Source organism: Micromonospora sp. NPDC049081, from assembly GCF_040648835.1.
Taxonomy (GTDB): domain Bacteria; phylum Actinomycetota; class Actinomycetes; order Mycobacteriales; family Micromonosporaceae; genus Micromonospora; species Micromonospora antibiotica.
In genome coordinates this window covers 204,004-215,257 of sequence record NZ_JBEZEK010000005.1, presented here as the reverse complement: position 1 = coordinate 215,257, position 11,254 = coordinate 204,004, and the positions used below count along the sequence as shown (strand labels likewise).

At 72.2% G+C, this 11,254-nt stretch carries 9 protein-coding genes; 2 read left to right on the top strand and 7 right to left on the bottom strand.

The window, feature by feature from the left end; translation table 11 throughout:
* Positions 1–151: 151 nt before the first annotated feature.
* The 4 genes from AB0B63_RS11030 to purS all read right to left on the bottom strand — a co-directional run bounded on the left by AB0B63_RS11030 (position 152) and on the right by purS (position 4,781).
* A complete protein-coding gene (locus tag AB0B63_RS11030; protein ID WP_357016914.1) occupies positions 152–907 on the bottom strand; it encodes a 2-phosphosulfolactate phosphatase in 756 nt (251 codons plus the stop codon).
* Positions 908–911: 4 nt separating this feature from the next.
* A complete protein-coding gene (gene purL / locus AB0B63_RS11025) occupies positions 912–3,770 on the bottom strand; it encodes a phosphoribosylformylglycinamidine synthase subunit PurL (protein ID WP_357016911.1) in 2,859 nt (952 codons plus the stop codon).
* 70 nt (positions 3,771–3,840) lie between these two features.
* Entirely contained in the window at positions 3,841–4,524 is a 684-nt protein-coding gene (gene purQ / locus AB0B63_RS11020; protein ID WP_357016908.1) for a phosphoribosylformylglycinamidine synthase subunit PurQ, read from the bottom strand.
* On the bottom strand, positions 4,521–4,781 hold the full coding sequence (gene purS, locus AB0B63_RS11015) for a phosphoribosylformylglycinamidine synthase subunit PurS (RefSeq protein WP_208565347.1): 261 nt from the start codon (positions 4,779–4,781) through the stop codon (positions 4,521–4,523). Before purS ends, purQ begins: the two co-directional genes overlap by 4 nt.
* Before the next feature lie 462 nt (positions 4,782–5,243).
* On the opposite strand from purS, the gene AB0B63_RS11010 reads away from it, so the two are divergent.
* Positions 5,244–5,927 carry a DUF1986 domain-containing protein gene (locus tag AB0B63_RS11010; RefSeq protein WP_219465576.1) on the top strand — a complete coding sequence of 228 codons (684 nt, stop codon included), beginning with the start codon at positions 5,244–5,246 and terminating at the stop codon, positions 5,925–5,927.
* Between the two features lie 24 nt (positions 5,928–5,951).
* Entirely contained in the window at positions 5,952–6,512 is a 561-nt protein-coding gene (locus AB0B63_RS11005; RefSeq protein ID WP_357016904.1) for a YbjQ family protein, read from the top strand.
* Positions 6,513–6,774: 262 nt separating this feature from the next.
* On the opposite strand, the gene purB is transcribed toward AB0B63_RS11005, so the two are convergent.
* The 3 genes from purB to AB0B63_RS10990 form a co-directional block, all read right to left on the bottom strand.
* Complete coding sequence (purB, locus tag AB0B63_RS11000) at positions 6,775–8,199, bottom strand: adenylosuccinate lyase (protein ID WP_357016901.1); 1,425 nt, start codon at positions 8,197–8,199, stop codon at positions 6,775–6,777.
* A 99-nt stretch (positions 8,200–8,298) separates the two neighbouring features.
* Positions 8,299–10,266, bottom strand: a complete 1,968-nt coding sequence (locus AB0B63_RS10995; protein WP_357016898.1) for a translation factor GTPase family protein — start codon at positions 10,264–10,266, stop codon at positions 8,299–8,301.
* 204 nt (positions 10,267–10,470) lie between these two features.
* On the bottom strand, positions 10,471–11,103 hold the full coding sequence (locus AB0B63_RS10990) for a hypothetical protein (RefSeq protein WP_357016895.1): 633 nt from the start codon (positions 11,101–11,103) through the stop codon (positions 10,471–10,473).
* Positions 11,104–11,254 lie beyond the last annotated feature (151 nt).

Below are 11,254 nucleotides of genomic sequence, written 5' to 3'. Positions count from 1 at the left end.
CGGGCGGCCCGCAGTCGCTGTGACCCACACCAGGGCGACCGACGGTCAGGCCGGGAACGCCCGACGGCCCAGGTCGACGGCCGGCTTCGGCCCGGGTGTCGCGGCGGGGCAGCCACCGGCAGCGGACCGGTCCGCGCCGGCCGGGGCCGCTTCAGCCGGCTGAGAAGACGCCCTGGCGGAGCACCGGCACCACGGTCGAGACGTCCCGTTGCACGGCGACCTCGACGTCACCGGCGAAGCCCGCCTCGATCAACTCCCGACCGGAGACGCACCCGCGTACCGCCGCCGGTATGTCGGGGGTGCTGGCCAGGGCGGCGAGCGCCACCGCCGCCTCCACCGAGAGTCCCCCGGGCACCCCGGAGATCGCGTCCAGCACGCTGGCCGCGCCCAACTGATCCTCCACCGAGGGGCGCAGCGTGCCGTCCGGCCAGCGTTCACCGGCGGCCACCACCCCCACCGGTGCGTCCGTCCCGCCGTACCCGTGGCGGAGCAGCCAATGCCCGACGGCGCGGGCGTTGCGCAGGCAGGCAGCGACCACCGGCCGCCCGGTGGCACTGGCGGCGGCGCTGATCGCGGAACCGTTCGGTGACGGCAGCACCAGGTCGGCGACGAGCGGTGCGCTGCCCAGGGCCGCCGGGGAGAGCGACCACGGGTGCTCCGCGCTCGTCTGCCGGCGACCCACCGCGGCCACCGCGCCGACCCGCACCGCGTAGTCGGCTGCCTGCTCGCCCCAGGGGAACGGGTGGACCCGCATCCCCCGGGCCACCGCCACCTCGACGGCGGTGGTGAACGACAGCACGTCCACCACCACCAGTACCGCGCAGACCCGGCCGAGTTCCGCCGCCCCGGTCAGCCCCCAGTCGAACCGGGCACCCGATCCGGGCTGGGCGTGGACGACCGAGGCCACCGCCTCAGCGCTGGTCGGGTGTCGGACGCTGCCCGTCGCCGTCACCGGCCCCGGAGGCTGCGGCGTCGTCCGCGCCGGCCTGCGGGGTGGGCCCCGCCGCCGGTACGTCGGTGCCCTGTCCACCGGCCGTCGGCGCGTCGTCCGCCCCGGAGGGGGCATCCGCCGGGGTGGTGCCCGTCGGGGCGTCCGGTGCCGGCGTGGAGTCAGCGGAGGCGTCCGGTGCGGTACCGGTCTCCGGACCACCCGGCACCGGGCCACCCGAGACCGGCGCGGCGGTCGTCGGGGCGGCCACGACCTCGCCGGCCGGGTCGTCCGCGTCCGCCGGCTGCTGCCGGTCCGGCACGTCCACCGGCTGCCCGGCGGTGGCCGGCGCGATCGTGGTGGTGCCCGTCCGGACCGCCTCGACCTGCACCTGGGCCGCTTCCGGCCCGCCGAAGAGCCGGGGCAGGGTCGCGGTGTGCGCGGCCCGCAGCTCGTCCAGACCGATCCGGAACTGGCCGTGCACGTCCAGGGCGCCGCTCGCCGGGTCGGTCACGCCGATCTGCTCCCACGGCACGGCCCGCTCGTCGCAGAGGGCGGTGAACGCCTTCTCGTGCCCGCGCGGGACGGTCACCAGCACCCGGCCGGCGGACTCGCTGAAGAGGAAGACGAACGGCAGCGAACCGTCGGCGAAGCGCTCCGGCACCCCGATCCGGGCCCCGACCCCCCGACGCAGGCAGGACTCCACCAGGCTCTGGGCGAGACCGCCGTCGGACAGGTCGTGTGCGGAGCTGAGGTGACCCACCCGGGCGGCCTCGGCCATCAGCTCGGCGAGCTGGCGCTCCCGGCCCAGGTCGACCTGCGGCGGCATCCCGCCCAGGTGCTCGTGCGTCACCCAGGCCCACTCCGAGCCGGACAGCTCCACGTGCGTGTCGCCCAGCAGGAACAACTGGTCGTGGTCGCCGCCGGTACGCGGGACGAAGCCCATCGGCACCCGGTCGGCCACGTTGTCCAGCACCCCCAGCACACCCACCACCGGGGTCGGGTGGATCGCGGCGGCACCGGTCTGGTTGTAGAAGCTGACGTTGCCGCCGGTCACCGGGATGCCCAGCTCCAGGCAGCCGTCGGCCAGGCCACGGACGGCCTCGGCGAACTGCCACATCACGCCCGGGTCCTCCGGCGAGCCGAAGTTGAGGCAGTTGGTCACGGCGATCGGCTTCGCACCGGTCACCGCCACGTTCCGGTACGCCTCGGCGAGCGCGAGCTTCGTCCCCTGGTACGGGTTCAGGCGGGCGTACCGGCCGTTGCCGTCGACGGAGAGGGCGACCCCGAGGCCGCTCTGCTCGTCGATCCGGATCACGCCGGAGTCCTCGGGCTGGGCCAGCACGGTGTTGCCCAGCACGTACCTGTCGTACTGCTCGGTGACCCAGGTCTTGTCGGCCAGGTTCGGCGAGGCGATCATGCGCAGCAGGGTCTCCCGCAGCGCCTCCGGGGTGCTCGGCCGGGGCAGCGTCTCGGCCCGGTCGGCCTGGAGCAGGATCAGGTCGGCCGGCTCCCGCATCGGGCGGGCGTAGACCGGACCGTCGTCGACCAGCGAGCCCGGCGGCACGTCGACCACCACGTGGTCGTTCCAGGTGACCAGCAGCCGGCCCGGCCGGCCGTCGGGAGCGGGGGCGGTGACCTCGCCGATCGCGGTGGCGAGCACGCCCCACTTCTCGGCGGTCTTGAGCACCGGCTCCAGCTTGTCCGGCGTGACGACCAGCAGCATCCGCTCCTGGGACTCGCTGGCCAGGATCTCGTGCGGCTCCATCGACGGCTCGCGCAGCGGGACCCGCTCCAGCCAGACCCGCATCCCGGTGCCGGCCGACGCGGCGGTCTCGGTGAGCGCGCAGGTCAGGCCCGCGCCGCCGAGATCCTGGATGCCGACGACCAGCTCGGCGTCGTACAGCTCCAGGCACGCCTCGATCAGCAGCTTCTCGATGAACGGGTCACCGACCTGCACCGACGGGCGGCGCTGCTCGCTGCCCTCGTCGAAGGTGGCGCTGGCCAGCACCGACACGCCGCCGATGCCGTCCCGGCCGGTCTTCGCGCCGAGCAGCACCACGATGTTGCCGGGGCCGGCGGCGTCCTTCTTCTGCAACCGGTCGACCGGCAGCACGCCCAGGCAGAGCGCGTTGAGCAGCGGGTTGCCCTGGTAGCAGGGGTCGAAGACCAGCTCACCGCCGATGTTGGGCAGGCCGAGGCAGTTGCCGTAGCCGCCGACGCCGGCCACCACGCCGGGCAGTACCCGGGCGGTGTCCGGGTGGTCGGCCGCGCCGAAGCGCAGCGGGTCCATCACCGCGACCGGGCGGGCGCCCATCGCCAGGATGTCCCGGACGATGCCACCGACACCGGTCGCCGCACCCTGGTAGGGCTCGACGAAGCTCGGGTGGTTGTGCGACTCGACCTTGAAGGTGACGGCCAGCGTGTCGGAGACCCGGACGACGCCCGCGTTCTCCCCGATGCCGGCGAGCAGCCGGTCGCTGGGCGGGGCCTTCTCGCCGAACTGGCGCAGGTGCACCTTGCTCGACTTGTAGGAGCAGTGCTCGCTCCACATGATCGAGTACATGGCCAGCTCGGCCTGGGTGGGGCGGCGGCCGAGGATGTGCCGGATCCGGTCGTACTCGTCGTCGCGCAGGCCGAGCTCGGCGTACGGCTGGAGCTCGTCGCCGGTGGTGGTGGCCCGCTGCACGGTGTCCACGCCGTCCGTCCAGTCGATGGCCGGTGCCGGACCGCTGTGCCGGCCGGCTGCGGCTGTGCCGGCCGGGGGCGCGACAGCCGCGTGCGGCTCCGCCGGGCCGGAGCCCGCGGCTGCCCGAACGGCCGGGTCCTGGTGGGTGGTCATGACCTCTCCTCGCTGCGCTCGTACCCGCCCGTGGGGCGGTGGAGCCGACCGATGTTCCCGCCGCGCACCGTCACGCCGGCGTCCCCACCAGGTGCTTGAGCACGGAGGTGAAGAAGCCGAGGCCGTCCAGCGAGGGGCCGGTGAGCGCCTCGACCGCGTGCTCCGGATGGGGCATGATGCCGACCACGTTGCCGGCAGCGTTGGTGATCGCGGCGATGTCCCGCTGCGAACCGTTCGGGTTGCCGCCGACGTAACGGGCGACGACCCGCCCCTCGGCCTCCAGTGCGTCGAGGGTGGCGGTGTCCGCGACGTAGCAGCCCTCGCCGTTCTTGACCGGGATGAGGATCTCCTGGCCGGACTGGAAGGTGTTCGTCCAGGCGGTGCCGACCGCCTCGATCCGGAGGACCTGGTCCCGGTTGCGGAAGTGCAGGTGCTGGTTGCGGGTGAGCGCGCCGGGCAGCAGGTGGGCCTCGCAGAGGATCTGGAAGCCGTTGCAGATGCCGAGCACCGGCAGGCCGCCCCGGGCGGCGTCGACCAGGGTCTCCATCACCGGGGCGAACCGGGCGATGGCCCCGCAACGCAGGTAGTCGCCGTAGGAGAAGCCACCCGGGAGGACGACGGCGTCCACCCCGTGCAGCTCCGGGTCACCGTGCCAGAGCCGGACCGGCTCCGCGCCGGCGATCCGCACGGCGCGGGCGGCGTCCCCGTCGTCCAGCGAGCCGGGGAAGGTCACCACTCCGACCCGGGCGGTCACGAGTGCGCGTCCGCGGTCTCGTCGGCCTCGACCCGGACCGTGAAGTCCTCGATGACGGGGTTGGCGAGCAGCTTGTCGGCGATCTCCCGGGCCCGGTCCAGGTCCGGTTCGCCGGTGAACTCGATCTCGATCCGCCTGCCGATCCGGACGGAGGCGACGTCACTGACGCCGAGCCGCGGCAGCGCGTTTGCGACGGCCTGGCCCTGAGGATCGAGGATCTCGGGCTTGAGCATGACGTCGACGACGACGCGAGGCACTGGGCACTCCTGACTGTGTACGCAGTTGGGTGCCGGCCCACTACGGGCGAGCGAGGCCAGCGTACCTGGCAGATTCCGGTCCGGACGCACCGGCCGGGCGCAGTTCAGGCAGTGATCGACGTTACCGGTCGTCCGGACGGGCGGCCGAGATCCGTTCGTTGCCGCTCTGATGCGGTTTTGTTGCCGATTGTCGACGCGTCGCCTCCACACACCCGTCCTGAGCAGGCAATACGTGGTCCAACGCCAGATTTGCGACCGGTATCCGACAAACAGGGACGAGCGCGTCGTGGGTCAGCTCTGTCACATCGACCGATCCAGATCAGAATCTTGTGAACGAGCCGGGCCACCCCTAACCTCTATCGCCAAGTGTCGATGCATGGTCGCCGTACCGGCGGGCCACCCCCGCCCCGGCGGCCGACCCGGCCCGGCGATCCCGGGCCCGAGCCGAAGGAGTCCCCCGACATGCGCCTCCGCTCCACGCTCGCGGTGCTGACCACCGCCCTCGCCGGTGTCCTCGTCGCCGCCTCCGGGGCCACCGCCGCCCCGGCCGGCCCACAGCCGATCATCGGCGGCAGCACCGTCTCCTCCGCCCCCTGGGCCGCCGCCGTCTTCAGCAACGGGTCGTTCACCTGCTCCGGCAGCGTCATCGCCGCCCAGTGGGTACTCACCGCGCGGCACTGCGTCAGCGGCACCATGTCCGTCCGGGTCGGCAGCGTCTACTACGCCTCCGGCGGCACCACCCGTACGGTCAGCGCCTCCTACACCCGCAACGACCTCGCCCTGCTGCGGCTCGCCAGCACCGTCACCAACACCCCGGTCAGCCTGGCCGGCAGCAACCCGCCCGTCGGCTCCACCAACACCATCTACGGCTGGGGCATGACCTGCTACAGCGGCTGCGGGGCGTCCAGCCAGCTCAAGACCGCCTCGGTGCGGGTGACCAGCACCAACGCCAGCGACGCGTACGGCGGCCAAGCGATCCGCAGCACCCGGGTCAACGGCAACGCGTGGCGCGGCGACTCCGGCGGCCCCCAGTTCTACGACGGCAGGCAGGTCGGCGTCGCCTCCACCGCCGACGGGTCCAGCATCCAGAACTACGGCAGCGTCGCGTACAACCGGGCCTGGATCACCTCGACGGCCGGTGTCTGACGGTTACCACCCCGGGCGGTGCGGATGGCCGGTCGCGTGCCGGCCGTCCGCGCCGCCTCGTTTTGCAGCATCCGACCAGCCACACACGGCACGCTCCGACGCTCTGCGACTACTGACAGCATCGGAACCGTGCTGGTCGTGACGACGGATCAACTGCCCGGCTACGAGATCCGCCAGATCCTCGGCGAAGTGGTGTCGTCGATGGCGCGGACCCGGAACCCGTACCGCGAGGGGGTCAAGAACCTGCGCGGCGGCGCGTACGACCCGATGGCCCCCGACAACCTCACCCGCTGGCGTACCGACTCGGTGGCCCGGCTCGGCGAGGAGGCCCTGCGCATCGGCGCGAACGCCGTGGTGGGAATGCGCTTCGACAGCCGCGACTGCGGCGAGATGTGGATGGAGATCTGCGCCTACGGCACCGCGGTGATCGTGGCACCCAAGGTCCCCGACGTGATGCCGCACGACCAGCCCCTCATCGCCGCCGAGACCGCCCACGACCCCGGCTTCACCGAAGCCCCCGGCGGCATCGCCGAACCGGCGAGCGCCCCCAACCTCACCTCCGCCCCCGAAACCCCCACCCCCTAACCCACCCCCTTGCCCCCACCCCCTCGGCCCCGCCCCTTCGCCCCGGTGATCAAGAGGTTTACGCCAATTCGATCTCCATTAGTGACGCAAACCTCTTGATCACCGGGGAGAGCCGACGCCTGGCCAGGCCCGGAGAGCGTGATCAAGAGGTTTGGGGCTGGTTGATCTTTATTGGTGACGCAAAGCTCTTGATCACCGGGGAAGGCGGGCGGGGAGGGCGGGTGGGCGGGGAAGGGGGGTGGGCGGGGAGGGGGAAGGGGGGTTAGAGGATGGGGGGTGGGGAGTAGGTGGCGGCTTCGGGGTGGGCGGTGACGACCGTGGTGATGCGGCGGGTGATCGCGTCCACCTGGGCCTGGGCGGCACCGGTGAAGGTGGCGGGGTCGGCGACGAGGGTGTCGATCTCGCTGCGGGTGAGGCCGAGGCGGGAGTCGGCGGCCAGCCGGTCGAACAGGTCGTTGTCCGGGGCGCCCTTCTCCCGCATGGCGAGGGCGACCGCGACCGCGTGCTCCTTGATCACCTCGTGGGCGACCTCCCGGCCGACGCCCCGGCGCACCGCCGCGACGAGGATCTTGGTGGTGGCCAGGAAGGGCAGGAAGCGCTCCAGCTCCCGGCTGATCACCGCCGGGTACGCCCCGAACTCGTCGAGCACGGTGAGGAAGGTCTGGAACAACCCGTCGGCGGCGAAGAAGGCGTCCGGCAGGGCCACCCGGCGGACCACCGAGCAGGAGACGTCCCCCTCGTTCCACTGGTCGCCGGCCAGCTCGCCGACCATCGACAGGTAACCCCGGATGATCACCGCGAAGCCGTTCACCCGCTCCGACGACCGGGTGTTCATCTTGTGCGGCATCGCGCTGGAGCCGACCTGGCCCGGCTTGAAGCCCTCGGTGGCCAACTCCTGACCGACCATCAGCCGGATCGTGGTGGCCAGCGACGACGGCGCGGCAGCCACCTGCGCCAGGGCGGACAGCACGTCGAAGTCCAGCGAACGCGGGTAGACCTGCCCGACGCTGTCCAGCACCCGGGCGAAACCGAGGTGACCGGCGACCCGACGCTCCAGCTCGGCGACCTTCTCCGCGTCCCCGTCGAAGAGGTCGAGCTGGTCGGCGGCGGTGCCGACCGGGCCCTTGATGCCGCGCAACGGGTACCGCTCGATCAGGTCTTCCAGCCGCTCGTACGCGATGAGCAGTTCCTCGGCAGCCGAGGCGAAGCGCTTGCCCAGGGTGGTGGCCTGCGCGGCGACGTTGTGCGAGCGACCGGTCAGCACCAGGCCGGAGTGCTCGTGGGCGAGCCGGGCCAGCCGGGCCAGCGCCGCGACCACCCGGTCGCGGATCAGCTCCAGCGAGGCGCGCACCTGGAGCTGCTCGACGTTCTCGGTCAGGTCGCGGGAGGTCATCCCCTTGTGCACGTGCTCGTGCCCGGCGAGCGCGCTGAACTCCTCGATCCGGGCCTTCACGTCGTGCCGGGTGACCCGCTCCCGCTCGGCGATCGACGCCAGGTCGACCTGGTCGACCACCCGCTCGTACGCCTCGACCACGCCGTCGGGCACCGCCACGCCGAGGTCCCGCTGGGCGCGGAGCACGGCGAGCCAGAGCCGCCGCTCCATCCGGACCTTCTCCTGCGGGGACCAGAGGGCGACCAGTTCGGGTGAGGCGTACCGGTGGGCGAGCACGTTCGGGATCGTCGTCACGTACCTCATTCTCGCCTACCCGACGACCGCCGCCCTGGTCGGGCCGACCAGGGCGGCGGTCGCGTGCCACCCGGTGTCCGCGTCGAGCCGGGCGACCGGTCACCCCCGTTTGAGTACGTGTGCCAGGTACTCCCTGCGGTGCAGCGGGTTGCCGTCGGTGCGCCGTCGGGTCGGCGGGGTGCCGGTGGTGCGGCGGTGGCCGCTCAGCGCGGAGACGAAGACGCCCTCGCCGTGGGACAGGCCCGGTAGTTGCCGCTCGATGTCGTGGACGCTGCTCGCGGGGATCGTGCCGTGCAGGCGGCTGACCGGGCCGTGGGTGTCGCACTGGTCCACGATCGCCCGCGCGGCGGTCAGCCGGGACATGACCGCGCGGACCGAGTCGTCGGGCACCTCCACCTCGAACTGGTTGACCGGCTCGTGCACCGTTGTCCCCGCCGCGCTCAGCGCCGTCATCAGCACCAGCGGGGTGAGCTTGCGGAAGTCGCCGGCCGAGGTGATCGGGCTGCAGTACGCGGTGTCGGTCAACGTGACCACGCAGTCGACGACCTCCCAGCCGTGCAACCCCTGCTGCAACGTCTGCCGGACGGTCTCCTCGATCGCCCTGTGGAAGGCGGCGGGCAGCCCACCGGGCTCGACCTCGATCCGGTACCGCACTCCGCTGCCGGTGGGGCCCGGTGCGATCCGCAGGCCGACGGTGGCGGCGAACTCGTTCTGCCAGATCACCTCCAGCCCGTGGCCGACGCCCACCACCTTCTCGACGTACACCGTCGTGGTCTCCTCGAAGACCACCTCGATGCCGTACCGGTCCAGCATCAGGTCCTTGATGACCTCGCGTTGCACCTCGCCGTAGAGCGCCACCGAGACGGTCCGGTCCGCCTCGTTGCGGCGTACGTTGATCAGCGGGTCCTCCTCGGCCAGCCGTTGCAGGCGCTGGTAGAACTGCGCGTTCTGTGCGGGTCGGGCGGCCCGGACGACGGTCTCCAGGCTGGGCGGCGCGAAGAAGCCACCGGATGGCAGTCCTTCGGGTGCACCGAGCTGGTCGCCGACCTGCACGTGTGCCAGCCCGTACACCTTGGCGATGTCGCCGGGCCCGGCGGAAGTCTCGTGGGTGGTGGTGCCCTGGGCGAAGACCCGTACCGACGTCACCTTGCCGTTTCCCCCGATCACCTCGCCGGTGCGGCCACGGCGGTAGGTGTCCACCGGTTCGCGGGCCGTGAGCCGGCCGGAGTACACCCGCGCGTAGGCGACCTTCTCGCCGCCGGGCGCCCAGTCGATCTTGAAGATGCTCGCCCGCAACCGCGCCACCGGGTCGCCGACCGACGGTGGGAGGAACTCCCGGACGGCCCGCAGCAGTTCGCCCACGCCCTCGCCGGTGATGGCCGAGCCGAAGTACACCGGCACCACCCGCGCCTGCCGCACCTGGCGGGTCAGCTCCGCGCGGTAGTCGCCCTCGGTGAGGTGCGTCGTGTCATCGAGGTAGGACTCAAGGAACGCGTCGCTCCCCTCGGCCAGCAGGTCGGCCACCGACGCGGCCCGCCCGCCAGCGGACAACGGCAGGGGCAGCGCCCGCGCCCCGGCGGTGCCGGGACCGGTCACCGTGCTCATCGCGAGCCGGCGAGGGGTCAGTTTCTCCCCGATGCCGTCCAGCAACTCCTGGTAGCGGGCACCGACGCGGTCGATCTTGTTGGCGAAGGCGAGGACGGGAATCCGCAGGCGGGCCAGCGTCCGCATGAGAATCCGGGTCTGGGCCTGCACCCCCTCGACGGCCGAGACCACCAGAATCGCGCCGTCGAGCACCCGTAGCGCCCGCTCCACCTCGGCGATGAAATCGGGATGCCCGGGTGTGTCGATCAGATTGACCGGAAGACCGTCAACGGTGAACGACACCACCGCCGACCGGATGGTGATCCCACGACGCCGCTCCATCTCCATGGAGTCGGTCTGGGTGCTACCGGCGTCGACGCTTCCGACCTGGTCGATGACACCGGTGTGCTGAAGAAGCCGCTCGGTCAGGCTCGTCTTTCCCGCATCAACATGCGCGACGATCCCGATATTGAGGGAGCCCATTGATGAACGCCACCCTGGGGTAGATAGCCGACATGACCGTCCCGTCTGGTGCTCCGGACTGTCGGCGCATCTCCACTCCCCCGTCGGAATACGTGTCTCAATGAAGGTCTGTGCGGACCGGACTTTACCAGCGGCGTCGCCGCCTCGGCCGTACCTTTCCGGCGGGCGGAGCCGGCCGGGCCGCGTGGTCCACGGAAATCAGCGTCAGACCTTCGGGATGTCGTGCACCGGTGCGGTGACCACGATGGTCTTGGTCTGCTTGCCGTACGCGTTGCGCGCCGTCAACGTGTAGGTGTGCCGCTGGATGTCGCCCTCCCGGCCCGAGCAGGGAAAGGTGAACTCCTCGCTGCCGGCCGACGGGTAGTCGTCGCGGTAGATGCCGGGGCCGTCGACCGACAGGGCCACCGAGGTCACGTTGCCGACCCGCCACTCCATCAGCACGCCGCCGCCGGCGATCGGATTGACGGTGGTGCCGGCCGGGCAGCGCGGCTTGTCGGTGACCCGGAAGTAGCTGATGGTGGGGCCGTTCGCCTTCGTACCGGACTTGACGCCGTCGCTGTCCCCGCCACCGCCGGTCGAAGGGCTGCCGGTGGGACCGCCGGTCGAAGGGCCGGCGGTGGGGTCGGCCTCCTTGATCCCCACGCCCGGGGCCCCGCCGTCGGTGACCGTGCCGGTGTCGCCGGAGCCGGTCCTCCCGTGGCCCGACCCCGCCGGGCCGCCGGCCGCCCCGACCGCCGGGGGTCCCTCGACATCCCTCGTGGTGGGGGCACAACCGCCGGCCGCGAGCACGACGGCAACGGCAACGGCAGCGGTACGCAGCAGGGCACGACCGGGCATGACACTCCTCGACGGGACACCGCCACCAGGACGTCCGGGCGGGCTGACACCACGGTAGGAAGCCCCGACAACACGGTCCGCTGAGATCGACCTGATCGATCCCAGCGGGGCGGACTGATCGACTCCCGCGAGGCGGAACAGCGGTATCGCG

Excerpts from the sequence above, each read along its gene's own strand:
- purL (WP_357016911.1), bottom strand. The coding sequence starts at position 3,770 with ATGACCACCCACCAGGACCCGGCCGTTCGGGCAGCCGCGGGCTCCGGC.
- AB0B63_RS11010 (WP_219465576.1), top strand. The coding sequence starts at position 5,244 with ATGCGCCTCCGCTCCACGCTCGCGGTGCTGACCACCGCCCTCGCCGGT.
- AB0B63_RS11005 (WP_357016904.1), top strand. The coding sequence starts at position 5,952 with ATGGCCGGTCGCGTGCCGGCCGTCCGCGCCGCCTCGTTTTGCAGCATC.
- AB0B63_RS10995 (WP_357016898.1), bottom strand. The coding sequence starts at position 10,266 with ATGGGCTCCCTCAATATCGGGATCGTCGCGCATGTTGATGCGGGAAAG.
- AB0B63_RS10990 (WP_357016895.1), bottom strand. The coding sequence starts at position 11,103 with ATGCCCGGTCGTGCCCTGCTGCGTACCGCTGCCGTTGCCGTTGCCGTC.